The organism is Streptomyces sp. CA-135486, assembly GCF_050936555.1.
Classification (GTDB): Bacteria; Actinomycetota; Actinomycetes; order Streptomycetales; family Streptomycetaceae; genus Streptomyces.
On record NZ_JBNJMM010000001.1, the window covers coordinates 3,703,998 to 3,728,003 of the forward strand.

Annotated in this window: 24 protein-coding genes and 1 pseudogene; 9 read left to right on the plus strand and 16 right to left on the minus strand. The window is 68.7% G+C overall.

All coding sequences use genetic code 11. From position 1 onward, the window contains the following. Window positions 1-130: 130 nt before the first annotated feature. Entirely contained in the window at window positions 131-1,108 is a 978-nt protein-coding gene (locus ACQEVG_RS16735) for a glycosyltransferase family 2 protein (protein ID WP_432983751.1), read from the plus strand. Here the strand turns inward: ACQEVG_RS16735 and ACQEVG_RS16740 are convergent. Next, window positions 1,083-2,585, minus strand: a complete 1,503-nt coding sequence (locus ACQEVG_RS16740) for a DUF6056 family protein (protein ID WP_432983754.1) — start codon at window positions 2,583-2,585, stop codon at window positions 1,083-1,085. The two genes, ACQEVG_RS16735 and ACQEVG_RS16740, sit on opposite strands and share 26 nt — an antisense overlap. Window positions 2,586-2,763: 178 nt before the next feature. Further along, window positions 2,764-3,708 (minus strand): ribose-phosphate diphosphokinase, encoded by a 945-nt coding sequence (locus tag ACQEVG_RS16745; RefSeq protein WP_432983757.1) that lies wholly within the window; start codon window positions 3,706-3,708, stop codon window positions 2,764-2,766. 283 nt (window positions 3,709-3,991) lie between these two features. On the opposite strand from ACQEVG_RS16745, the gene ACQEVG_RS16750 reads away from it, so the two are divergent. After that, window positions 3,992-4,450, plus strand: coding sequence for an SRPBCC family protein (locus ACQEVG_RS16750; RefSeq protein WP_432983760.1), 459 nt, complete (start codon window positions 3,992-3,994; stop codon window positions 4,448-4,450). Between the two features lie 272 nt (window positions 4,451-4,722). Next, complete coding sequence (locus ACQEVG_RS16755) at window positions 4,723-5,214, plus strand: hypothetical protein (protein WP_432983763.1); 492 nt, start codon at window positions 4,723-4,725, stop codon at window positions 5,212-5,214. Between the two features lie 66 nt (window positions 5,215-5,280). Here ACQEVG_RS16755 and ACQEVG_RS16760 read toward each other — a convergent pair whose 3' ends face one another. From ACQEVG_RS16760 to ACQEVG_RS16780, 5 genes are all read right to left on the minus strand, one after another. Further along, entirely contained in the window at window positions 5,281-5,547 is a 267-nt protein-coding gene (locus ACQEVG_RS16760) for a DUF4235 domain-containing protein (RefSeq protein ID WP_432983766.1), read from the minus strand. Then, complete coding sequence (locus ACQEVG_RS16765; RefSeq protein ID WP_432983769.1) at window positions 5,544-5,984, minus strand: DUF3618 domain-containing protein; 441 nt, start codon at window positions 5,982-5,984, stop codon at window positions 5,544-5,546. The genes ACQEVG_RS16760 and ACQEVG_RS16765 overlap by 4 nt, the downstream gene beginning before the upstream one ends. Then, window positions 5,981-6,400, minus strand: coding sequence for a phage holin family protein (locus ACQEVG_RS16770; protein WP_432983772.1), 420 nt, complete (start codon window positions 6,398-6,400; stop codon window positions 5,981-5,983). Before ACQEVG_RS16770 ends, ACQEVG_RS16765 begins: the two co-directional genes overlap by 4 nt. A gap of 160 nt (window positions 6,401-6,560) precedes the next feature. Then, window positions 6,561-7,319 carry a hypothetical protein gene (locus tag ACQEVG_RS16775; protein WP_432983775.1) on the minus strand — a complete coding sequence of 253 codons (759 nt, stop codon included), beginning with the start codon at window positions 7,317-7,319 and terminating at the stop codon, window positions 6,561-6,563. 103 nt (window positions 7,320-7,422) lie between these two features. After that, window positions 7,423-7,767: a hypothetical protein gene (locus ACQEVG_RS16780; protein ID WP_432985410.1), complete on the minus strand. Its 345-nt coding sequence runs from the start codon at window positions 7,765-7,767 to the stop codon at window positions 7,423-7,425. Between the two features lie 332 nt (window positions 7,768-8,099). Between ACQEVG_RS16780 and ACQEVG_RS16785 the strand changes: the two genes are divergently transcribed. Both ACQEVG_RS16785 and ACQEVG_RS16790 read left to right on the plus strand, forming a co-directional pair. Next, window positions 8,100-9,056, plus strand: a complete 957-nt coding sequence (locus ACQEVG_RS16785; RefSeq protein ID WP_432983778.1) for an ATP-grasp domain-containing protein — start codon at window positions 8,100-8,102, stop codon at window positions 9,054-9,056. After that, window positions 9,053-9,850 (plus strand): ATP-grasp domain-containing protein, encoded by a 798-nt coding sequence (locus tag ACQEVG_RS16790; protein ID WP_432983781.1) that lies wholly within the window; start codon window positions 9,053-9,055, stop codon window positions 9,848-9,850. The genes ACQEVG_RS16785 and ACQEVG_RS16790 overlap by 4 nt, the downstream gene beginning before the upstream one ends. A 192-nt stretch (window positions 9,851-10,042) precedes the next feature. Here ACQEVG_RS16790 and ACQEVG_RS16795 read toward each other — a convergent pair whose 3' ends face one another. Next, window positions 10,043-10,585: a GNAT family N-acetyltransferase gene (locus tag ACQEVG_RS16795; protein ID WP_432983784.1), complete on the minus strand. Its 543-nt coding sequence runs from the start codon at window positions 10,583-10,585 to the stop codon at window positions 10,043-10,045. Window positions 10,586-10,633: 48 nt separating this feature from the next. Further along, window positions 10,634-11,236 (minus strand): TetR/AcrR family transcriptional regulator, encoded by a 603-nt coding sequence (locus tag ACQEVG_RS16800; protein WP_432983787.1) that lies wholly within the window; start codon window positions 11,234-11,236, stop codon window positions 10,634-10,636. A gap of 91 nt (window positions 11,237-11,327) precedes the next feature. On the opposite strand from ACQEVG_RS16800, the gene ACQEVG_RS16805 reads away from it, so the two are divergent. From ACQEVG_RS16805 to ACQEVG_RS16815, 3 genes are all read left to right on the plus strand, one after another. Continuing rightward, window positions 11,328-11,735, plus strand: coding sequence for an ester cyclase (locus tag ACQEVG_RS16805; protein WP_432983790.1), 408 nt, complete (start codon window positions 11,328-11,330; stop codon window positions 11,733-11,735). A 341-nt stretch (window positions 11,736-12,076) separates the two neighbouring features. Beyond that, complete coding sequence (locus ACQEVG_RS16810; RefSeq protein WP_432983793.1) at window positions 12,077-12,949, plus strand: helix-turn-helix domain-containing protein; 873 nt, start codon at window positions 12,077-12,079, stop codon at window positions 12,947-12,949. A 27-nt stretch (window positions 12,950-12,976) separates the two neighbouring features. Further along, entirely contained in the window at window positions 12,977-13,402 is a 426-nt protein-coding gene (locus ACQEVG_RS16815) for a VOC family protein (RefSeq protein ID WP_432983796.1), read from the plus strand. Window positions 13,403-13,571: 169 nt separating this feature from the next. Here the strand turns inward: ACQEVG_RS16815 and ACQEVG_RS16820 are convergent. The 5 genes and pseudogenes from ACQEVG_RS16820 to ACQEVG_RS16840 all read right to left on the minus strand — a co-directional run. Then, a pseudogene (locus ACQEVG_RS16820) lies at window positions 13,572-13,784 on the minus strand (DUF6224 family protein); the annotation flags it as partial. Between the two features lie 166 nt (window positions 13,785-13,950). Next, window positions 13,951-15,075: a glycoside hydrolase family 26 protein gene (locus tag ACQEVG_RS16825; RefSeq protein ID WP_432983799.1), complete on the minus strand. Its 1,125-nt coding sequence runs from the start codon at window positions 15,073-15,075 to the stop codon at window positions 13,951-13,953. Continuing rightward, window positions 15,072-16,820 carry a glycosyltransferase family 2 protein gene (locus ACQEVG_RS16830; protein ID WP_432983802.1) on the minus strand — a complete coding sequence of 583 codons (1,749 nt, stop codon included), beginning with the start codon at window positions 16,818-16,820 and terminating at the stop codon, window positions 15,072-15,074. The genes ACQEVG_RS16825 and ACQEVG_RS16830 overlap by 4 nt, the downstream gene beginning before the upstream one ends. Before the next feature lie 98 nt (window positions 16,821-16,918). Further along, window positions 16,919-18,895, minus strand: a complete 1,977-nt coding sequence (locus ACQEVG_RS16835; RefSeq protein ID WP_432983805.1) for a PQQ-binding-like beta-propeller repeat protein — start codon at window positions 18,893-18,895, stop codon at window positions 16,919-16,921. Between the two features lie 282 nt (window positions 18,896-19,177). After that, on the minus strand, window positions 19,178-19,336 hold the full coding sequence (locus ACQEVG_RS16840; RefSeq protein WP_432983808.1) for a hypothetical protein: 159 nt from the start codon (window positions 19,334-19,336) through the stop codon (window positions 19,178-19,180). Between the two features lie 99 nt (window positions 19,337-19,435). Here ACQEVG_RS16840 and ACQEVG_RS16845 point away from each other — a divergent pair, with 99 nt between their 5' ends. After that, a complete protein-coding gene (locus tag ACQEVG_RS16845) occupies window positions 19,436-19,930 on the plus strand; it encodes a peptidylprolyl isomerase (RefSeq protein WP_432983811.1) in 495 nt (164 codons plus the stop codon). 219 nt (window positions 19,931-20,149) lie between these two features. On the opposite strand, the gene ACQEVG_RS16850 is transcribed toward ACQEVG_RS16845, so the two are convergent. Together ACQEVG_RS16850 and ACQEVG_RS16855 are read right to left on the minus strand one after the other, a co-directional pair. Next, window positions 20,150-20,830, minus strand: a complete 681-nt coding sequence (locus ACQEVG_RS16850; RefSeq protein WP_432983814.1) for a formyltransferase family protein — start codon at window positions 20,828-20,830, stop codon at window positions 20,150-20,152. Continuing rightward, window positions 20,827-24,006 (minus strand): non-ribosomal peptide synthetase, encoded by a 3,180-nt coding sequence (locus tag ACQEVG_RS16855; protein ID WP_432983817.1) that lies wholly within the window; start codon window positions 24,004-24,006, stop codon window positions 20,827-20,829. The genes ACQEVG_RS16850 and ACQEVG_RS16855 overlap by 4 nt, the downstream gene beginning before the upstream one ends.

Genomic DNA, 24,006 nt, shown 5'->3' on the forward strand with positions numbered 1-24,006 from the left:
CCGGTCCGTTGGGTCAGCACCTTCTTGAAAACGGTCCCGGGAGGCAACCTCCTCGGCCCCCCTAGCATCCTCCATACGCGACGAGTTGCAGCGTTACGCGGCTTGCCCGCACCTCAGCGCATGGAGAGAGATGACAACGGTCCATACTTCGGTCGTCGTACCCTGCTTCAACGAGAGTGAGGTGATCGGCGCCTTTCACACGGCGCTGGTCGCCGCTCTCGAGTCGACTGGGACGGCCTTCGAGATCTGTTACGTCGACGACGGCAGCAGCGACCACACCCGTATCCAACTCCGGGACCTTGCGACCGCGGACCCCCGCGTGCGCTATACCTCCTTCAGCCGTAACTTCGGCAAGGAGTCGGCGATGCTCGCCGGGCTGAGGATGTCCGAGGGCGAAGCGGTCGTCCTCATGGACGCCGATCTGCAGCACCCTCCGGAGCTCGTGCCCCGCATGCTGGAGCTGCACCGGCACGGCTTCGACCAGGTCATCGCGCAGCGTGACCGTGCCGGAGAAGGCGCCGTGCGCAGGACGCTCAGCCGGGCGTACTACCGACTGGTGCGCCGGTTCATGGAGGTCGAAGTCGTCGACGGAGCCGGTGACTTCCGGCTGCTGTCGCGCCGTGCCGTCGACGCCGTCCTCTCCCTCCCGGAGAGCAACCGCTTCTCCAAGGGGCTCTTCTCCTGGATCGGCTTCGACACCGTCAGCTTCACCTACCAGAATGTGGAGCGGGCGGCCGGGCAGTCCAAGTGGGGCGGCCAGCGGCTGCTCAACTACGGCATCGACGGGTTGCTCTCCTTCAACAGCCGCCCCCTGCGCATGGCCATTCACACCGGACTCTGGCTCTTTCTGTCCGCCCTCGGCTATGCGCTGTGGATCATCGCGAACGTCCTGCTCGACGGTGTGGACACCCCGGGTTACGCCACTCTGATCACCGCCATCGTCGCCCTCAGCGGCATCCAGCTCGCCACCCTCGGTGTCATCGGCGAGTACGTGGGCCGTATCTACCACGAGGCGAAGCGGCGGCCGCACTATGTGGTGCGGGAGACGAACATCTCCCGTGCGGCCGCCTCCACCTCCGAGCTCAGGGACGCTCTGTCGAGTAAGTGACCTTGTCCAGGTGGTAGTAGTCGGCGACACACTGCGCCGGCCAGATCCGGCGGCCCCGGTCGCTGAACGGCTCCAGCATCATGGCGACCGAAACGGGCGTGTACGGGGCAACCTTGGCGCCGTCCGCCGCCTGCTCGCGCAGATACCGGTCCTGGCGATCCCACTTCTCGGCCCGTACCTGCATCGCGTCCCCAAGTGCGTTCAGCGGGCGGACCAGTCCGAGCACGGCCCCGGCGCACACCGCCGCTGCCGCCACGGCCGCCACACCCCTACGGCGCGTACGCAGCCGAAGTGAGCGCCCGACGAAGGCGCCGACGCCGACCAGCAGCATGACGTAGAGCAGGAGGTAGTCGTTCCATGTACGTTCCGTCGTCACCACGTCTGCTCCGAAGACGGGGTAGGTGATGACGGTGCACAGATAGCCGGAGACCAGGAAAGCGGCTGCGCCAAGACTGGTGAGCAGCAGCGGGCTGCAGGGCAGGAGGGCGGCAGGCCGCCGGCCCCGGCCGCGTGCCAGCAGACCGAGCAGCACGCCGGCAGCGACGGCTCCGGCGTACTGCCAGGTGGTGAGGATCGTCTCGAGGATCTGCAGATATCCGCGCAGGGAGTTCAGCAGTGTTTCGGGCGCGAGCATGGATGCGCGGTCGGCGTCGTAGCGCTCGCGGCGGTTGCGCGAACCGGGAGATGTCACCAGCACCACGGTGCCGACGGCGATGCCGGCCATGCCGAGCAGCGACCAGCGGCGGGCGAAAGCCGTTACCCGCGCGGCGAAGAGGTGGTGCGCGAACAGCACCACACACGACAGCACCACCAGGGCGACGACCGACGCCTCTTCGGAGAGCGTGCCCATGAAGACGCCTGCGGTGAACACGACGGCCAGGGCGGCGACACGGCTGCGGCGGCCACCTGCGCGCAGCAGCGGGACGGCGACAGCGCAGCCGAGCACCGGAGCGACGGTGTGCGAGACGGAGGCCGCGGGCCAGTAGAACGTCTTGTACGTATTGGGGGTCGCGAAGAGGAACACCGCGGTGATCATGGACGCCACGAGCAACGGGAGACCGCGGGTCACCTCCAGATCGGCCCTGCGCAGGAGTTGAACGGTCAGCACCCACAGCAGCACCAGCATGAGCACGCCGCTGATCAGCCCGAACCACTGGTGCCCGGCGACGGGGAACTGCGCGTACAGCCCGACCAGCAGACCGTTGCCGACCCGTCCGTTGTCGGTGAAGTAGAACTTTCCGATCAGCCCGGAAACGCCGTGGTCACGCACGCTCGGCAGGAAGCACCACTCGTCCGCGCTCGGGCGCACATGCCGGCCGATCCACGACGCCATGACGAGCAGACCGAGCGGCAGCAGCGACAGGGCCGGCAGCCAGAGGGTCCGCCACGACGACGAGGTGCCTTGCCCGCCGTTCCATCGCTCATCACCGGACTCCCGGTCCCGCCCTCGTGCGACGCTCGATGCGTCGACGGCCATATCAACACTGCCTTTCGGGAAACCAATGGTGCGACTCCCTAGAGGTGAATCCTGGATGTGCCGTTCCATCTTCGGCGCGGCGGGATGCGCTCGCTGGCAGGCTTCAGGCGGTACCTGCCTCGTGCCCTTCGGGCTACCCGGCGATCAGCGATGACCAGTGGACACTGCTCCTCGCCACTCACGTTGCGTCGAACAGCGCACTCACCGACTCGCCGTTGTGGATGCGCCGGACGGCCTCAGCGAGCGCCGGGGCGATCGACAGGACCTGCAGCTTGTCCGTGCGGTGCTCGGCCGGGATGGGCACGGTGTTCGTGCAGACGATCTCCAACACGTCGGGCTGATCGGACAGACGCTTGAGTGCGCCCGCGGAGAACAAGCCGTGGGTGCAGGCGACCCGGATCGACCGGGCTCCCAACTCCCTCAGACGCTGCAGAAGTTCAAGGACAGTGCTGCCCTTCGCGATCTCGTCGTCGAGAACGATGACATCGCGGCCGGCGACATCCCCGATGACGGAGCTGATGCTCACCCGGTCGTCGGCGAAGCGCTGCTTGGCCCCCGCCGCCACCCTCACTCCCAGCAGCCGCGCGAAGGCAGCCGCCTCCTTGGCGTTACCCAGATCCGGAGACACGACCGTGGTGTTGGACAGGTCGTAGCCGCGAAAGTGTTCGGCCAGCTCTCGCAGTGCGTGCAGATGATCCACCGGCACCGAGAAGAAGCCGTGGACCTGCGGCGAATGCAGCGTCAGCGCCAGAACACGGTCGGCGCCCGAGGCCACCAGCAGGTCGGCCACCAAACGCCCGCCGATCGAGATCCTTGGCGCGTCCTTCTTGTCCGAACGTGCGTAGGCGTAGTGCGACATCACCACGGTGACGCGACTCGCCGATGCCCCGCGGGCGGCGTCGCACATCAAGAGCAGCTCAACGAGGTTCTCCTGCACAGGAGCGACCAACGGCTGAATCAAGAAGACATCGCGTTCACGGCAGTTGGCCTGCAACTGGACCTCGAGGCAGTCGTTCGCGAACCGGCTGACCCGCACCGGATTGAGTGGTACACCCAGATGGGCACAGACCTCGGCTGCCAGCTCGGGATGGGCACTACCGCTGAATACGGCGATGTCTCGCACCAACAGCTCCTGGGATGATCGAGTCGGGATGCCGCTGACAGGCTATCGGCCGGGACAACCCGGTCAGCCCGGGGTCGACCCGGTGGTCATCTCGCAGCCGCCCGCGTTGCCACTGCTCAAATTCTCCGTCGCCGGCACGGGCGCTGCCAGTGCGAGGGCCGGTCGTGATCCTCGAGCAGCCTGCGGGTCGTACTCGGCGCAATATCGGGTACCCGCTGGACCGTGCCTGGTCCGCGCGGCAGGTCCGCTGTCGGCGCGGTGGTCACTGAGAGGAGGCAAAGCCATGAGCACGGTGAAGGAATCGGTGGAGGTCGGCGTCCCCGTCCGCACTGCCTACAACCAGTGGACGCAGTTCGAGGAGTTCCCGAACTTCATGGAAGGGGTCGAGGAGGTCAGGCAGCTCGATGAGCGGCACAACCACTGGACCACAAAGATCGGCGGGGTCCGGCGGGAGTTCGACACCGAGATCATCGACCAGCTCCCGGACGAGCGGATCGCGTGGCGTACGACCGGCGGTGACACCAAGCAGATGGGCATGGTCCGGTTCCAGAGCCTGGACGCGACGCACACCCGGGTGGAGCTCGTGATGGACGTCGAAACAAGCGGGGTTGCGGAGAAGACGGCGGACATGGTCGGCATGATCGACCGGCGCGTGAAGGGGGACATGCGGCGCTTCAAGGAGTACATCGAGCAGCGCGGCGGTGAATCCGGTTCGTGGCGTGGCCGCGTCAGCCCAGGATGACGGTCTGCCGTCCGCGGTCCACAGTCACGGAAGCGCGCTCCCACCAGGTGGGAGCGCGCTTCCGCGACCTGCCCACTGCGTGAGCACCGTCTCGGGCGCGGGTGCGGTGGGGCGCCGCACCGCTGTCACCCATGCCACTGAAAGACCCATGCCCCTGAAAGGGGGATGGTCCGCGTCCGAGGGTGATTCGAGCGCCGCTCGACGGAATGATCAAAGGGCTCCCCATTCCGAGACAAGCCCTGGTCGCGCCGTGACAGGCGAAAGAAGCCCCCGTGTCCTACAAAGCCCTCAGGATCTACCTGAACGACCACTTGGCCGGCGCTACCGCTGGAGTCGAGCTGTCGCGGCGGATCGCACGCGCACACCGCTCGTCGGCGCGTGCCTCGGAGTTGCGGCGCCTCGCGGAGGACATCGCCCAGGACCGCCAGAGCCTCCTCGAGCTGATGGACGCCCTTGAGATCGCCCCGCACCGATACCGGATCTACGGGGGCTGGGTCGCGGAGAAAGCCGCCCGGCTCAAGCCCAACGGCCGCGTCTACCGTCGCTCGGGGCTGAGTACGCTCGTCGAACTGGAGGCCCTGCGGTTGGGCATCCAGGGCAAACATCACCTGTGGCGGGCGCTGCTGCCCGTGGCCGCCGAGTCGGAGCAGCTCGAAACGTCACGGCTCGAAGATCTCATCGACCGGGCTACGAACCAGATGGCAACCGTGGACTCGCTTCATCACACCGCGGCCGGAGTGTTGCTGCCCCACCGCCACGATTGATGATCCGGTGCGGCCCCGGGCTGCCGATCTGGTCCTTGCCCGCCCGGCGAACCCGGAACGGTCCAGTCAGCCGGGCCAGGTTCCCGTCAGGCGGTGCACCGCGGTGGCTCCCCCGCGGTCGACCGTCGCCTTGACGGCGGCGAAGATCGCACCCTGCAGGGCGGCGGCGATCACGACTTCGCGCCAGCTGCGGTCCTGGTCGGTGGCGTCGGGAGCGTCCGCCTCGTGGCCGACGGCCTTCCACACCCGCTTGAAGACCGCGCCGGCCAGAGCACCGCTCATGGCGCCCAGCACCAGGCCGATCGGCTTGTAGGCAACTTTGGACGCATTCATGAGCTCTTCCTCCTGCGGCGGGCGAGGATGATCACAGCCAGGGCGGCGGCCGCACCGCCGATGAGCAGGTTGCGGTTGCTGCGCGCGGCCTGTGCCGTCCAACTGGCCTTGTCGCGCACCGGCTCCGGGGTGTTGTGCTGGATCTTGTCGCTGAGGATCTGGGCGGTCTCGGCCAGCTGCTGCTTGGCCTGTGCGGCCTTTTCCCGTACCGGTTCCGGAGTCTTGTCCTGCGCCATGTGGAGGGCGTGGGCAGCCTTGTCCTGCACCTGACTCTTGACCTTCGCCGCCTTCTGCTGCGCCTGGGCCTTGATGTCGGCCCTGGCGGCCAGCGCCTCGACCGTCTGGCCCAGTTCCACGCGGGTTCCCTCGACCTGCTCGCGCAATTCGTCGGGGGTGGGGGTGGGTGTGGGGTCATTTTTCTGGGGCTTGTCCGTCATCGGTGTGCCCTTTCCTTGATCTCGGCGACGTCGGCCTTGACGCCCGCGATGGCCTGCTCGGGGGTGGGCGGGGTGGCCCGGGCGACCTGCTTCCTGCCCACGGCGGCGAGTACGCCGGCCGCCACGAGCAGGACAGCGGTCACGGTCAGCGCCGAGCCCCACAGCGGCCAGATCAGGTCCAGGGCCACGATCGCGGTGGCCGCAAGGGCCTGCAGGGCAACGAAGCCAACGACCCCCGCCCCGCCGAACAGGCCGCCGCCGAGCCCGAACCGTTTGCCCTTTTGCTGCATCTCCGCCTGCGCCAGTCGCAGTTCCTGCCGCATCAGCTGCGAGATCTGCTCCGATGCCTGCTTGACCAGCTCGCCGACAGATTCCTCGGAGTCCTTGTGCGGCGGGTGCTCCTCTGACGTGTTCACGGTCGTGACCTGCCTTTCGTTGCACGTCCCGGGCCGGCTCGAGACCTCCATGGGGTCCGTTCGTGTCGTGCCGGGTCGTTTCTCGGCGGGTACCCGAGCCCTGCCGGGCCCATTCAGCCGCGGAGGCCCTTCTTCGTGACGGTGATCCGGTGGAGGGCTCCTACAGATGAGTCCGTAGCGCGCTGTCCCACGCATGCGGGCTTCGGTAGTGGTTGCTGTGCCCTGCGGTGAGTACGGTGCGCAGCTCCTTGAGGTGCTCGGTGTTCACCGGGAGATCCAGTTCGGCGAGGAGGGCCAGTGCGGCGTCCGGTTGCAGGTCTCCGTAGAAGTCGTGATAGCTGCTCAGCAAGCCCTTGAAGAGTGCTAGGTGCAGGGCGGGGAGCCGTGTCGCGAAGCGGTAGGTCGCTTGCTTCGTCTGCCAGGGAACGGGGCCCGAGCACTCCAGGACCCGGCGGGCTCGGCGGAGCAGGGTGTCCGGCGCGTCGGTCGTCAGCTGGTCCATGTCATGGCCGAGCACTTCGGCAAAGGCCGTCGCTGACGTGCTCCGGTCCTCGAACCAGTCGACCCACAGGGAGTAGGTGACGGCCTCGGACACCTGGGGTGCTTCCAGCCGCCGCCGATAGCCGTTCCAGAGCACCTCGGTCGGCAGGGGGCCGTCCGGGCCCTGGTGGGCGAACAGGATCTCGCAGGTCACCCAGTAGTCGTCGAGCAGGTCCAGCAGCCCGAACGCAAGCCGTAGCTGCCCGGGCGCGTCGAGGCGCTCGTCGGTGAACGCCGGCCCCGCCCAGTTGTGGGCGACTTCGTTGGCGGTGAGCCGGTGGTCCGGGGCCTCGCCGTCGGTCCACTCGTCATGACCGACCTGCGCGACGCCGTCCTCCGCGAGCCATCGGCGGGCGTCCTCCCTTGCCTGGATGTCCATCCGGACAGTATGAGGAGCCCGGCGTGTCGTGAGGCCCGCGATTTTCTGCGTGATCTGATCACGGACCTCACCGACATGTATGACGCGCTCGACCTGAATTCGGTCAGAGGCGGCGTATCCGCGCAGCGATCCCATGGCCGAGCAGAAGGTAAATCACCGCGGGCAGCCCGTAATTGAGGAAAACCCGCAGACCTTCGGTGTCCATAGTGAAAATGTCCTGGGACCAGCCGGCGAGCCAGTCCGCCATACCGTGCACAAAGCCGACGAAGACGTTTCCCTGGTTGGCCTCGAGCAGGTGGAGCAGGATCCACAGGCCCAGAAAACCTGCAGCGATGTCCGCGATCGTGTGGATGACCAAGGCTGCCCGGTTTGCTCCGACGCCGTCCCGGTTACGCCCATGGGCGTCCCGGTTATGGTCATAGGGGTTATAGGTGTCGTTCAGGGGCATGGGTTCATGGGGACTGTTCATGCCCTCCCTGCTTGCCTCGTGCGAGTGTGCAAAACCTCTTTCAAACCTGCGATTTCATATCGGTTTCCGGATCTCGATAAACACGCGTGGATCTGTGCCGCGAATGCCGGATTCCCATGTTGTTGAGCAGGTTGGCACCGTCTCCCCCCACCTCGTCGTCCCGTTGGCACGGGCCCATGCCTCACGGGCGTCTGCCGCGGCGGGGGCAGCGAACCAGCCTCGCGCCGGGGCCGCATGGTGTTCATGACATCCTGTTACGTATCAACTCGCCGGACGGGATCGGCGGCGTCCGGGGGTTACGGGGAAGGTCAATGAGGCTCTGCTTCCTGGTGGAGGAGCACTACCGCCATGACGGCATGCCGATCGAGGTGATCCGTCAGCTGACCTCGTGGGGGCACCAGGTGGACGTGGTGCGGCCGGGCGGTTCCCTGCTGCGCATGACCGAGGCGGTGCGGGCGGGCACCCATGACGCGTGGGTTCTCAAGACGGTCTCCGGCGGCCCCGGGCTCACCTTGCTCGAAGCCGCGGCCTCGGCCGGGATGACGACGGTCAACGACGCCCGGTCGATACGAGCTGTACGGGACAAGGCACTGGCCGCGGCGATCGGTCGCAGCCGTGGACTTCCGCTGCCGCCGACGTACGCGGCGGCGCGCCCGGAGCTGCTGGCGGAGATACCGGCGTCGGAGTACCCGCTTGTGGTCAAGCCCGCCGACGGCAGCTCGGGGCGGGCCGTATACCTTCTCTCGTCGCCGGACCGGCTTGCCGCGATGCTCCCGGAACTGGCCAGGGAGGGCATGCTCATCGCCCAGCCGTATGTGGCCAACCCGGGAATCGATGTCAAGGTGTACTGCGTCGGCGGTGAGCTGTACGCGACCGAGCGCTGCTCCCCGCTCCACCCGGACCGCTCGGTGCGGGAACGCCGCGTGCCGCTGTCGGCCGAGGTGGCCGCGATAGTCGCCCAGGTCGGGGCGGTCTACGGCCTCGATCTGTACGGCGTGGACGTGCTGCTGGGACCGGATGGCCCTGTGGTCGTCGATGTGAACGACTTCCCGAGCTTCCGGCAGGTCCCGGACGCGGCGGCGCGGGTGGCGCGAGCGGTGCTCGGGCTGGCCCGCGACGGCCGGGCGTCGGGCGCGGCCACCCTGCCCTCCGCTCGGCCGCCGGAACAGCACGGCGCGGTCGGCGGGTTGTCGTTGACGAGCCGCCCGCACATGGTGCAGGCCACGGCTCCGGTGCAGGTTCCTGTGGCGGGGAGTGAGAGCGCATGAGGGTTGGTCTGATCACGCCTGAGCCGGACCATCCGCTGCTGGCCGCCACCGCCGCCCTGCTCGCCCCCGAGCATCAAGTGGAGACGCTCGACCCGAACACGGTGAGGGAAGTCCCCGAGCCGCTCGCCGACGTCTACCTGCTGAAGTCGCGTACGCCACGCGCGCTGACCCTCGCCCGCGACCTGGAGCAGCGCGGCGTCCCGGTGGTGAACTCGGCCGCGGCCACCGCGCTGTGCCAGGACCGCACGGCGATGGCGGACCTGGCCCGGCGGGCCGGCCTCCCGTTCGCTGCCACCCGCACCTTCGCCACGCTCACTCAACTGGCGTCCGGCCCACGGCTCCCCGGCCCGGTGGTGGTCAAGAGCCGCCACAGCCGAAGGCACGATCTGGTGGCCCGCGTCGACAACGACACACACCTGCGGGAGCTCGCGGCCGCATACTCGCAGGAGCCGGTCGTGGTCCAGGAGTTCGCGCCGAACAGCGGCTTGGACCACAAACTGTGGGCGGTCGGAGACCAGCTCTTTGCCGCCCTGCGCCGTTCCGAACTCGCGCGCGAGGGGCGGGGCCCCACACGGCCGCTCGCCGCCGCCGGCCTGCCGCCCGGCTGGCCCGCCCTGGTGCGCCGGGTCGGCGAGGTCTTCGAACTCGACGTGTACGGCGTGGACATCATCGACACGGGCGACGGCGCCCCGCTGATCGTGGACATCAACGCCTTCCCCGGAGTCCGGGGTCAGTCCGGCGCTCCGGAGGCCCTGGCGGCACTGGCTCTGCGTCCTCCACGAGTGAACGGGTGACTGGGGCGCGACTCGCAGGCGGATGAGGGCAGGCGTCGGCCCTCCCGTGGGGAGGGCCGGGAGGGACGCCAGCGTGACGCCCTCCGCATCATTCGGGGGGCGGCCAGCCGGACAAAGCATGGCACCAGATTCAGCCAGTCAACAGAGGTCTGACCGAAACTCGATGCCGCAACAAGATCTCTCCGCCGCCGACTACTGGGGTGCCCGGACAGACGGCGCCAGGGGAGGGGGCTGTGCCTGGTCCAGGGGCAGCCGGGCGTGAACGTGACCGGTGCGCCGGTCCGTGGTGAGCCTGGCCTCGTTGCGGCGCAAGGCGGCGATTGCGGCGAGGTTGGTGGCGGTGGTCTCGGCGACCACGAGGCGTGCGTCGGCCCTGGCCGCTGCGTTGAGCACCGCGTGAAGGGCGGCGGTGCCGATTCCGCGCCCTCGGACGGAACGTGCAAGCCACATGCCGGTTTCCAGGACCTCTTGACTGTCGCGGCGGGCCAGCCGTGCTGATCCCACGATTTTCCCGTCGATGAGGATCGCGAATGTGCATTCGTGGAGCGGGCCGGCCAGTCCTGGTCGCCGAGCCCGGTGCCAGGCCCGGAAGGCGTCCTGCCGCGCTGTCGTCCAGCCTGGCGGTCCGGTCACGGGTGGCATGACCTCGTCGGGCGCTGCGTCGTTGACAGCCACCGCGAGGAGTCCTTCGAGCATCTCCTCGTCGACGTGACGCAACTCCACCGTTCTGGGCACATCGGCCCCTCTCCACTCGGCGAGCCGAGCCGCTTCTCGGACACGCCTTTACTCAAAAACCGGCAGCAACGCCCGGACCACCGTGTCGACCGAGGGCAGGAATCGGTTGGCGGTGGTGCCGAGCAGATATCGGTGCATGGCCCGCTGGTGGGCGGCCCCGATCAGCAGGAGCGCACCTGCGGTCGGGTCCAGGGTGTCCCGCACTCGCCCGGCCGTCAGTTCGGCGCAAAGAAGATCGGCGACCGGTTGGAGCGCCAGGTGTGGACCCACTTCGCCGTGGCGTTCCGCGAGCAGTTCACGCAACTGGCTGTCGGACTGCAGGGCGCCGAGGATAGGCATGATCCGCAGATAGAACCGCTCCAGACCGGTCACCACCGCAGTCAGATCGGCCGGCAGGTTCCCGCTGGGGGTACGGCGCCCCAGTACCACGGTGGCATCGGAAAACACCGGCAGATGCAGGTTGATGACCGCCTGCAGCAGGCCCAGCCGGTCGCCGAAATGGTAGAAGATGCTGGACTCCGCGACACCGGCCCGGCGCGCGATCTCCTTGGTGGACAGGGCCAAGCCCGCCTCGCCCAGCACCTCCTCGGTGGCCTTCAGCACCGCTTCCCGCACGCCTGTCGAGGGCCGACCGCGCCGCGTGTCCGCCACGGTATGTCTCCCATCTTATTGAGTCATCGCTCAGGAATATGATAATTTACTGATGGTTCACTCAGTAATCCGGATCGGAAGGGAAGGCATCATGACCGCCCAGTCTCACAAGGACGCCATCCGACGGCTCTACAAGGCACTCGAAGACGGCGACCTCGATGTGGCCGATGAGCTGTTCACTCCGGACTTCGTCACCAGCGAAGGCCGGCACCAGAACGTCATCGGGCCGCAGGGCTTCAAGGACGCCATCCGTGAGGTGCATGCCACCCACGCCGATCCGAGCTTCGAGATCCTGGACATGGTGGCGGAGGACGACCGGGTCATGGTGCGCTGGCGCATGCGGTCGACCCACAGCGGCGAGCTGATGGGCGTGCCTGCCACCGGCCGGCAGGTCAGCATGGAGGCCTTCGCCCTGTTCCGCTTCGTGGGCGACCGCATCAGCGAACGGCACGCCGTCATCGACCGGCTTGGCCTGCTCCAGCAACTGCAGGCCGACTAGGCCTGGTTCGAGCGACCAGGCGCAAACGCGCCTGGGACTGCTGGACTTCCGTGCTGCCCCTGGGCTTCCATGAGGAAGAAGTCGCGTGTGGCGCAGCCGTACGTGTCCGACTTCGTCTGCCTTTACGGGCCGGGCATGCCATCACGAGACCGCCGACGGTAAGAACACATCAGAGGGACACCTGGCCCGTTGTCGAGCCGGCCCCGGGTGACTCCTCGGCCCTGTCGGGCTGATACTGGTGGCGTGGACGACGCGCCGCGAGTGGACATTTCGGAGCTGTTCGCCGGCTCAGCGCCGCGTGGGCCGGTCGCCGCGGCGCTACGCTCTTCCCGCGCCCCGGCGTGATCAACGAGTCCGTCCGTGTTCGCGCCGCCGCCGCGCTGCGGCCCTTTGTGGCCTGGTACACGGGCTACCGCCAGGACGGCTTCCCGGCCACACAGCACCGGGGGATGCCCTCGCCCTACCTGACGCTGATCTTCACGCTCGACGATGTGCTCACCGTGGCCGGCCACCCTGATCCCCGACAGGCACCGGGAAATTACGACACCCTGCTCGGTGGCCTGCACACGTCGCCGGCGCTGATCACCCACCAAGGCCGCCAGTCGGGCATCCAGATTGCGCTCCACCCGCTCGGTGCGCGGGCGCTGCTCGGCCTGCCGGCCGGTGAGCTGGCCAACACCGATCTTCCCGCAGACGCAGTACTGGGCCGTGTGTGCGGTGAGCTCCAGGCGCGGCTGCAGGCGGCCGGCAGCTGGCCGGAGCGCTTCGCCGTGCTGGACAAGCTGCTGCTTAGGGCGACCTCCCCCTACGGAGGCGTTCCGCCCGAGGTCGCCCGGGCCTGGCAGCTGCTGATCCGCACCGGCGGTGCCGTGCCGGTGTCGGCGCTGGCGGACGAGGTCGGCTGGAGCGGACGCCATTTGGCGGACCGCTTCCGTCGGGAGACCGGGCTCACGCCCAAGGCCGCCGCGAGGGTGGTCCGATTCGACCGCGCCCGCAGACTGCTGGCCGCCGGTGCCGGTCGGTCGGAGCTTCCCCGGCTCGCCGACGTGGCTGCGCAGTGCGGCTACTTCGACCAGGCACACCTCGCCCGCGAGTTCCGCTCCCTGGCCGGCTGCGCCCCCAGCACATGGCTGGCCGAGGAGTTCCGAAACGTCCAAGCCCCCAGCGGCGAACCAGCGGAAGGTTGGACGCGGCAAAAGCCCAACCAGTGCTGAAGGACTGGCCGAGGAGGTCTGGTGGACATGGACGACACGACACCGGCACCGCAGGTGTGGCCCACCCTGCGGGCCCACGACGCCCGCGCGCTGATCCGGTTTCTGATCGACGCATTCGGATTCGAGGAGACCGTGGTCCACGGGGAGGGTGACCGTGTCGACCATGCCCAGCTGTCCTGGCCGGAAGGCGGCGGGATCATGCTCGGCTCGGCGAAGCAGGACGCCGAGGACGACGCCTGGCCGCTGCGGCCCGGAAGCTTCGGCGCCTATGTGGTCACCGCCGACCCCGACAGGTTGTACGCACGCGCGAAGGCCGCCGGCGCCGAGATCACCTCCGGGCTGCGCGAAACCGACTATGGCTCCAGAGATTTCGCCGCCCGCGATCCCGAAGGCAACCGGTGGTCGTTCGGCACCTACCGCGGGGAGCCCCGCAAGGCCGCGGATCACGGCTGATCCGGCCATGGCACATTCAGCGCTGAACCGGCTCCGGTCGATCTGCCTGGCACTACCCGAGGCGGGCCTACTGCCTTGTCGCCCCCGCGCGCCTGACCACGGCACCAGCGGATCGCGCGCGGACCGGTTGCGATACTCATGACGCCGATTCGTGACGCCGAGGCTCCCGTCAGGTGGCCATTGCGCGCAGCGTGCGCTCGCGGACCGTGTCGAGGAAGGCGGGCACGTCATCCATGTCGGTTCCGGCGCAGCGCACGATCAGACCCATCACATCGCCCATCGACAGCGCGTTGACCACGGGGTGGGCATCTGCGACCTCCAGTCGCTGCTCGATCCGCTCGACCATGAGGAGGGCCAGGCTGAGCTCGGGGACAGGGTTGGTGTGGCCGTACGAGCCTGACCAGGGGAATCAGTCGGTTTCACGTCGGCTGCGGCTCGAAGTCCCAGTACGGCCGCTCTCCCCGCCGTAACCTCAGAGGGACTCCACTGATTCGGTTCGGAGCTCACCAAGTCCCGAGGGCTGAGTCCGGCATCGTCACATCCCCGGTTCACCGAAGGCGGGGTGTCATACCCGGCGCCCACCGCTGCTGGTACCGGTTCGCCGAGGCCCCGGCGGTGAAGGCGGCCGAGGATGCCTGGGACGTGCCCACGCGCCAGTCGATTTCCTTCACCGCCTGGTACCAGATGATGCCGATGATGTCGCGGTGGCGTGGCAGCGCACGGAACATGTCGGTGATCCACTCTGCCTTCCGCCCAGCGGCGTCCGTCGCGCCGAGTTCGGTGATGACGAGCGGCTTGCCGGTGAAGCGGCGCAGTTCGTTCCTTGACGGAGTGAAGAGGCGGTCGAACGACTGGTAGTTCTCCTTGCCCACGGTGCCGTAGTAGCCGGACAGGCCCACCCAGTCCACGTATGCGTCTCCCGGGTAGAGCCGGGTGAGCGGCGTGGAGTTCGTGTAGCTGACGTTGGGGCTCCACACCCACACGGCATTACGTGCTCCCACCGCGTCAAAGATCTTGTGTATGTGACGCCATGCCCGGACGTACTCGCCACGGCGGTTGCTGTTGGACTGTTCGCACCAGGGGTACCAGTAGCCGTTCATCTCGTGAGCGAAGCGGATGGCCACCGGGTAGCCGAGCGACTTGATGCCCAGCGCCCAGGACCGTATGTACGGATCGAAGGAGCCTTTGATGATCCTCGACAGCCGGTACTCGGGTTGCTCGCCACGCAGCGTGGGTTCCTCGGCCTCGGCTGTGTGGTCCCATGGCTCCCAGGCGACCATGGGCAGCATGCCCCGCCTGGCCACACGGTTGATCGCCTCTGCGTCGAAGTGATCGGTCTCCCAGTCGGCCGAGAACTCGTACACCTGCGGGCGGTGCCGGGTCTGCCGGGCGAAATCGGCCGCTTCTGTGAAGTCGTGGGTGCCCGCTGACGTGAAGACGCCGACGAACGCCTTTCCCGCGGCGGGGAAGAAGACCGTGGGCGTCGGTGTGGCGGGGTGGTGCGGCGCGCCATCGTCGTCCGGCAGCACGGTCGTCGGTGGCAGTACGGCGTCGGCGCGCGCGGCTGCCTCGCGGCGTTCGCGGTCCGCCAGGTCCGGCGCCACCTGGAAGGTGTACCAGGACAGCAGCGCGGCACACAGCAGCGCAAGCACCCGTGGCGTGGTGATCCTCACCGGTCGGCCCTCGCGGTACGCAAGCGTGTGGAGACACCTTGGGCCAGGGCGAGCAGCGGCGGGGCCGAGCCGGCCGCGAGGCCCAGCAGTGTCCAGATCCGCATGCCGGTGTAGTCATGGTTGTTGAGGAAGCTGACGGTCAGCAGACTTCCGGCCAGCAGGGCCCACATCAGGTGCAGCCGGAAGGTGCGCAGCGACTCCGAACTGCGCAGCTCGCCCTTGGCGGTGACCACGTACGCCAGCGGCCGGCGCAGCAGGGCGTTCGCCGCGGCCGCGATGTAGACAGGCCCGGCAAAGAGCGACAGCAGGATCCCCGCCATGCCGATCTCCCGCCTCTCATGCTCGGCGAGGTTGAATCGGCGCAGCCAGAGCCACAGGGCGAATGAGCCGCCCATGCCCGCCGACCACAGCAGGAACCAGGGGCGTCCGGGCAGTTGGATGGACGAGACCCCCAGCAGCATGTACAGGGCGGTGGCGAGGGTGCCGAGCATCAGGCTCATGGCGACGCTCGGGTAGTAGAACTGGACCAGGTCGTACAGCAGCCGCTGACGGCGCCGGAGCCGGATGCCCTGCCTCAGCCGCGGATTGAGTTTGATCTCCCAGATGCCATAGGCCCAGCGCCGCTGCTGGTTGAAATAGTCGGTCCAGGTCGTCGGGCCCTCGCCCACGGCCACCACGTCGGGGGTGTAGACCCCCTTCCAGCCCTTTCCGGTGGCGGGATTGACCGTGCCGTGGATCCTCATGCTGGTCAGATGGTCCTCGATGATCGAGTCCTGGTAGCCGCCGATCTGCTGCCATGCGCTGACCCGGTAGAGGTGATTGGTGCCGATCAGCAAGGGGGCGTCCAGACCGTTGCCGCCCCGCTCGACGATGCTGCTGAAGAGGTACTGCTGTACCGAGGCGCCGTGCGCGACCCAGTTGTCATAGGCGTTGCCGTACACCTGGGGGGCTACCACAAACGCGGTGTCCGGGTCGTGGAAGTAGCCCAGGGTCCGCTCCAGGAAGCACGGCAGCGGCACGTGGTCCGGGTCCATCTGGGCGACCACGTCGTACTCGTTCTCGTGCTCGGCGCGCCAGGCGTTGTGGTTGCCGGACTTGGTACGCGCCCGGAACGGGCCGGACTGCTGGTTGTACTCCGGCCTGTCCTTGCGGCTGAAGTGGTGGACCCCCAGGCGTGCGGCCATCTGCCGTACGGTCGGGTCGTTTCCCTCGTCCAGGATCCAGACGTCCACGGTGCAGTCCCAACGCGCCACCTCCAGCATGGCCCGCAGCGTCCGCTGTACGACGGCAATCGGCTCCTTGGACGGCACGATGGTGGTCAGCATGGCGACCCGCAGCCTGCTCGGCGGGACCATGGGAATGGGGTCCCTCGCCCGGAAGGCGAACACCCAGATTGCCACCGCCTGCACGATTTTGATCGTCTCGACGGCTATGACCAGGCAGAACCCGAGCCGGGCGAGGATCAGCCAGCCGTTGCCGATGCCGGTCACCCCAGGGCCCGGCACATGCTCGGGCAGCAGCAGCCAGCCGATGAATGCGATGTCGGCCAGGGCGGTGGCGGCGGTCAGAGCGGTGAGCGACACCCGGTGGCCCGGTCGCAGCACGGAACGGAACTCCACTTCCGGTCCCGGGTTGGCCAGCGGGCCGCAGGCCCGGGCAGCACCGGTATAGGCAGCGACGGCTGACGCGTTGCGGCGATTCCTCCCCTCGGCGCGCCGATCCAGCCGCGATGAATACGTAGACATGTCCCCCCTTGGTAACAAACAGCGTCACTCAGACATGAAAAAGCCCCTACCTGCGGTGAGTAGGACTGCTTGCGTCTGCCGCCCGGTTCCCGGTCGGTTCAGATACGAACGGCGTACAGGCTGCTGTCGTCACTGCCGAAAAACACGGTGTCCTGTGCGACCGTCGGCGAGTGCACCGCGGCAGGGGCGGAGTAGGCCCAAAGCTGCTTTCCCGTGGCAGCGTTCACCGCGTAGAGCCTGCTGTCGTCGCTGCCCACGTACACCACCGCTCCAGCCACGGCGGGCGCGTGCACGTCGCCCGCGGCCCCGAACTCCCATCTGGGCTTGCCGGTGCCGGCGTCCAGCGCGTGCAGCGTCTTGCCGCCTCCCACGTACACAACTCCCTTGGCGATCACCGGGTTGGATCCGACAGCGGCACCCTCGAATCGCCAGACCTGCTTCCCTGTGCCTGCGTCGACCGCGTAGAAGTTGCCATCGGTGCTGCCGAAGTAGACGATGCCGCCCGCTACGGACGGGATGCCGGACACCGCCCCGCGTGTGGTGAAGGCCCACTGCTTCTCGCCCGTGTTCGCGTTCACCGCGTAGAGACTGGTGTCGCTGCTGCCCACGTAGACCGTTTCGCCGGACACGGCGGGGGAGTGGGTGTCGTTGCCCGCGGCGAATGCCCACCGGCGCTTTCCGCTGGCCGTGTCCACGGCGTACAGCCGACGGTCCGCGCTGCCGACATACGCGACGCCCCCTGTCACGACCGGGGTATGGACGATGCCTCCCGTGGCGAACCGCCAACGGACCTTTCCCGAAAGCGCGTCGAAGGCGTACAGGGTGCGGTCGTCGCTGCCCAGGTACACGCTGCCGCCCAGCACGGTGGGTGCTGAGCCGATGGCCGCGGCGGTTGTGTACTTCCACCGCCGCACCCCGTCGGCGGTGGTCAGTGCGTACAGCGTGCCGTCGTTGCTCGCCGCGTAGACCAGATCCCCGGCCACCCTCGGGTAGGACAGGACCGTGCCGGTGGTGGGGAACCGCCAGCGCAGCGATCCCGGGGCGGCGGGCTTGTCGTCCCGGGTCATCGCCCAGGTGGCAGCTGCCAGCCCGCCGGCCCCCAGGGCGCCGGCCGCGGCGTACAGGAGTCGGCGACGGCTGACCGGCCGCTCCGGCAGAGGCTCAGGAAGATTCTGCGGCTGCTCCGGGGCCGGGGCGCGCAGCGCAACGGTCGAGGTCGGCACGTCCGGGAAGGCGAGTGTCCCCGTCGCGTCTTCGCCCTGCCAGGTCTCCGGCAGCCAGCCCGCGCCGAGCAGCTCCACCGGTGACCGGCCGCCGGTCAGAGCCGGCATCAGTTCCGGCAGCGTCGGGCGGTCGGCAGGCGTCTTCACCAGGCACCGCCTGATCAGCTCTCGCAAGTCGGCCGGTACCGCCTGGAGATCGGGCTCCTCGTGCACCACGCGGAACAACAGTGCCGGCAGGGACGCTTCACCGAAGGGGCCGGCGCCCGTCGCGGCGAAAGCCAGAACCGAGCCGAGCGAGAACACGTCCGACGAGGGCTCGATGGCGAGTCCCCGGATCTGCTCGGGCGACATATAGCCCGGAGACCCGATCGTGGTGCCGGTGAGCGTCAGTCCGCTGTGCTCGGCGAGCCGCGAGATCCCGAAGTCGATGACACGTGGCCCGTCCTGGGCAAGCAGTACATTGGCGGGCTTGAGATCCCGGTGGATCAGCGCCGCACCATGAATCGCCGTCAGGGCTTCCACCAGCGCCGCGCCGAGCGCCCGCACGGACCGCTCCGGGAAGGGGCCGCTCTTCTGCACCGCTTGCTGCAGTGAGGGGCCGGGAATGTACGCGGTCGCGAGCCACGGCTGGCGTCCTTCGGGGTCTGCGTCGACCACCACGGCCGTGAAGAATCCGCTCACGGCGCGGGAGGCGACCACCTCGCGGGCGAAGCGCTCCCGGAAAGCGGGCTCCTGTACGTATTCCGGACGGATGACCTTGATCGCGACCTGTCGGCCGCTCGGCGAGTACCCGAGGTAGACACGGCCCATGCCGCCACTGCCCAACTGGGCGGCCAGCCGGTACGGCCCCACGACGGCAGGGTCGTCAGGCCCCAATGGTTCCAAGGTGCCCCCCCGGGTCACATCCTGGACAAACAACCATTTCACTTGCCGCGGCAGTGTATCGGATACTCATGTAAATCAGACAACGAAGTCGGTTATCTCGATAAGTGGGATGAGATGAACGCATGTTGTGTTCACTCTGTTGGGCACGAGCAAGCACGCGGCCGCGGCAAGGTGCAGGTCCGTACGTGCCGTGGGCACAACAGTGGCCGCCGTTGAAGTGCCGACCGGCTACCGCACGGCTGCTCCCGCTCACGGACGCCGCAGGGTGGCCCGCATGGAATCGAGCAGGTTTAGCGGCGTAACCGTGGTGGAGGGCGGATCTCCGTCGGAGTTGGTGTGCAGAACGGAAAACAGCAGCCGACCGCCCGGCTTCAGGTTGTCGTACACGTCCTGCGCGTCGGCAAGCACGCCGGTGCGCCGCGCGGCCGCGCGGCGGAGTGGGTGTTCTCTCGGCCTCGAGGCGGGTCTGGTGTGCGTTCCCGTGACTGCGGGTGTCAAAATGAAGCCATGAGTAACGTGTTCTTCGACATCACCATCAACGACGAGCCCGCCGGCCGGATCGTCTTCCAGCTGTTCGATGACGTGGTCCCCAAGACCGCAAGGAACTTCCGCGAGCTCGCCACGGGCGAGCACGGCTACGGCTATGAGGGCTCTTCCTTCCACCGTGTCATCCCGGATTTCATGCTCCAGGGTGGCGACTTCACCGCCGGTAACGGCACGGGCGGCAAGAGCATCTACGGCCAGAAGTTCGCCGATGAGAACTTCCAGCTCAAGCACACCAAGCCGGGCCAGCTCTCCATGGCCAACGCGGGCCCGAACACCAACGGCTCGCAGTTCTTCATCACCACCATCGTCACCGACTGGCTGGACAACAAGCACGTCGTCTTCGGCGAGGTCGTCGAGGGCATGGACCTCGTGAAGAAGATCGAGGGCCTGGGCTCGCGCAGCGGTGCCCCCAAGGCGAAGGTCACGATCGCCAAGTCGGGCGTCGTCGAGGCCTGAGCCCGTCCGCGCGGTGTCCGCCGCGCGACGTCGGGGGCCGGGCGAACCGTCTACGCGACGGTCGCCCGGCCTCCCGCCCGTCCGACCGGTCCTGGGCGTCACGATCTCGGTGGTGGCCTTCGCACGCCGGCCCCGCCGCCTGACCGCAGCAGACACACCGCTCACTGCTTTCCGCAACGGACCCGGTCGCGACGGGTCTGTACCCGATGGCTGCCGGCTTCATGACAGGGTTGCGGCGAGCTCCGGGAAGTAGCCGGCCAGGAAACCCAGGTCCGTGGCCCGCTCGAAGTTCGGGTCAGTGCGGTGCTCCGGCAGCCGGAGCAGTGCCTTGCGGCCGAAGTAGCCGCCGCCCTCGGTCTCCATGAGCCGGGTGGGCTCGCCGGTCCAGGCAGGGTCGGCTGCAGCGAGGGGCAGGCAGCGCTTGAACAGGTTGTGGCAGGTTTCCAAACCCCGGCGCAGCACCACGTGGTACGGGTCGTCCGGGCCGATCGGATAATACTCGGCGGCCAGGGTCCGGCCCGTGTCGATGCCCTCGTCCACTTGGTGGAGTGTCGCGGCGAACTCCGGCTCGCCGCGCAGCATCGCGTACACCAGGGCCACCTCCGGCCGCCCCCGATAGGCAGGCAGCGGGCCATGGTGGACGTTCAGGATGCGCAGCCCGGTGGAGAGGACCGGAGCGCGGAAGATCATCCGGTTGTTGATCGACCAGACAAGGCCGTCCGTGCCCGCGGCGGCCAGTTCGGCAGCGACCGTGTTCACGTCCGCGGTGGCCAGGAAGGGCACGTCGGGCCGAGCCGTCCGCGCGTCGGCAGGGCCGCAGACCAGGTCCACGGCCAGACCGCTGTCCAGCGTGTGCTGTACGGCGCGCCAGAGCAGCGCGCCCTCACCGACGAAGATCACGACGTGCTCCGCAGGGCGTCGACGGTCTCGACGACCCGGCCGAGTGTCAGATTCTCGCTCAGGGACCCGAGCCGGGCCAGGAACTGCTGCTCCATGGCCTTGCCCAGCAGTTCGTCGCCGAGCGCGGCCAGCATCTCCAGGACGGCGAGAGAGTCGCCGCCCAGTGCATGGAAGTCGGAGGAGGCATCGAGGCGAGTGGCATCGCAGTGCAGGACGCGGGACCAGATCCCGGCGATCACCGCAGCGGCGTCGGGTACCGGGGCAAGCCCGGTGCTGGGTGCGGGAGAGGAGCCAGCGCCGCCGCCCCGCGCAAGTCCGGGCTCTGCGGCTGCTTCGTCGAAAGGATTCGGCAGCGCGTTGCGGTCGGTCTTGCCGCTCGCCGTCTCCGGCAGTCCGGGCACCGCACACACCACCGAGGGCACCAGGTGGGACGGCAGCGAACGTTCCAACTCCGCCCGTACGGCTGCCTCGTCGAGGGCCTCCGCACCCTCGGCGGGAACCACATAGGCACACAGCGCCTGCGGACCGGAGTGGTGCCTGCGGCGGGCGACCACGGCGGCCTGTGCGATGTCCGCCAGCGCGGTGAGCGCCGCCTCGACCTCGGCCGGCTCGACCCGGTGGCCGCGGATCTTGACCTGCGCGTCGATCCGGCCCGCGTACTCGAGCTGCCCGTCCGGCAGCCGCCGCACCAGATCGCCGGTCCGGTACGCGCGCCGGCCGTCCGCGAGATAGACGAAGCGGTCGGCCGTCAGGTCGGGGCGGCCGAGATAGCCACGGGCCAGTTGAACACCTGTTACGTACAGCTCGCCCAACGCGCCGTCCCGGACTTCGTGCCGCTGCTCGTCGAGCACGGCGACAGAGGTACGGTGCACCGGCACTCCGATCGGCGTGGACGCGCGTGAGGCATCGTCGCCGACGACGGCGGCGGTACAGGCCACTGTCGCTTCGGTGGGTCCGTAGATATTGACGATCAGACAGTCCGGTCCGAACGACGCGCGTGCCCACTGGCCGCTGGCCGTGGAGAGGTTCTCGCCGCCGACATGGAGCGCGCGGATGCCGGCCGGCCGGAGGCCGAGCCGGGCGGCGAGCTCCAGGTGGGTCGGGGTCAGCGCCAGGGTGTTGACTCGCTGCCCCGAGAACATCTCTCGCAGTTTGAGGTGGTCGAGTTCGCCGGGCACTGGTATGACGGCGCCACCGTGCAGCAGCGGTGGGAAGATCTGCATCATCGACAGGTCGAAGCCGGACGAGAAGGAGTACGCGGCCCGGGTCTGTTCGTCGCACCGCAGGAACGGGGCTATCCAGCCGACCACGTTGACGAGGCTCCGGTGCTCGATCTGGACGCCCTTGGGCTTGCCGGTGGAACCCGAGGTGTAGATGACGTACGCCAGATCGTCCGGTCCGGGAGCGGCAGCGGCGACTGCCGCCCGGGCGTATTCGTCGATTGTCGCGTCGTCGCTTGCGACGTCCTCGAGGAGGAGAGTCGTACAGTCGGCCCCCTCCGTACGGTCGGCCGAGGCCGCGTCCGTCAGACAGAAGCGGACCTGCGCGTCGTGCAGCAGTTCCTTGACCCGCTGGGCCGGATTGCGGATGTCCATCGGCAAGAACGCGGCGCCCGTCTTGAGGACACCCCAGACCCCGGCCAGGCCGAGAGCCGAGCGGTCGGCCAGCACAGCGACCACCTCGCCGCGCCCGACCCCCTGGGCCAGAAGTGCGGCCGCGACGGAGTCCGAGCGCCGGTCCAGATCCCCGTACGACCATGGGTGGTTGTCGCCGATGACGGCAGGTGTGTCCGGCCGCCGGGCGGCCTGCGCCCGGAACAGCTGCACCACTGTGGTGTCCAGCGACGGAAGCCCATCAGGTCCGGGTGCGAGCAGCCGGTCGGCTGCGCCGGGCTCCCGAGGCGGTGCCACGGACGGGGCATAGGAGACGGGTACAGCCGTGCCCAGCGCGGTCTCGATCCGGTCCAGCAGCAGTTCGCAGCGATCGCCGACGTCAGCGGCCCCGCGCGCGGAGACCACCAATTCGGTGTGCTCGGGCAGTTCGAGCAGGGCGATGCTGACCGGAACCAGGGGGGCATGCACCGGCAGGGCGTACACGGTCGCCGCCGTGAACTCCCCGGTACTGAATTCCTCGAGCGCCAGTCCGCCGGCGTTGGACACGATTGCCGAGGCCAGATAGCGGTGCCGGGCGTACGAGGCGGCTCGCGAAGCCCCGACCAGCGCTGCGGCCGCGGGCAGCGGCAGCCGGGCCAGCGTCGCCTCCGTCCCGGTCGCCAACTCCTGCCGGGAGGCCAGGGCGTTGAGCAACCGCCAGTGCACCGCATCCGTGCCCTGGCCGGCCGGGATGTCGAGGAACACCGGCAGCGCCAGGTTGGCCGTCGACGACACGGTGGGAGCGTGACGCCGCAGATCCACCGGGACCATGATCCGGGCGGATCCACCCACGGCCCCGGCCACCTCAGCGGCCACCTTCGCGGCCAGCGCCGGGTGCCGGCCCGGAACCGTACGCCGCCGCCATACCGAGCCGCTGCCCGCGCGGCCGGCCAACGGCGAGCGGTGGTCGAGCCCGAGGCGGGGCCGCTGCCCGGTTCGGCCGAGCGCTTCCAGCAGCTGGTAGTCGGCCAGGGGGCCGGCGGCGCCGTGCAGCGGTTCACCCCGCAGAGCGCGGAAGACCTCGGCGGCCCAGATCGCCGTGCCCTTGAGGTCCATCACGGCGTGGGACGCGCGGAAGACCACGGTGCCGGGTTCGCCGGTGAGGAGCAGGACCTCGCAGCCGGAGCGGCCTTCGGCTTCGGCCAGCGGGCTGGTGAGCTCCGGCAAGCCGGTGAGCGTACTGCGGTCGAAAGCCCTCCCGTCGGCCACCACGACCCGGGCAGGCAGTCCGCTGTCGACCCACATCCTGCCGCGGCGTACCAGGCGCGAGCCCGGGCAGGACGCCGAGGCCTGCGCGACGGCGCGGCTCAGGGCAAGGGCGTCGATGGCTCCGGTGCCCTCGACCACCAACTGGAGCACCAGCAGCTCACCCAGGCGGGTGGCGGCCAGATAGGACCACTCGGTCGGGGAGACAGGCCGGCGGAAGGCGGTTCGGCCCCCAGGACCGCCCCCAGGACCGGCTTCGGGACCGGCCCCAGGACCGGCCTCGGCATCGATGCCCGTGGCGGCATGCTGCGCAGTCAT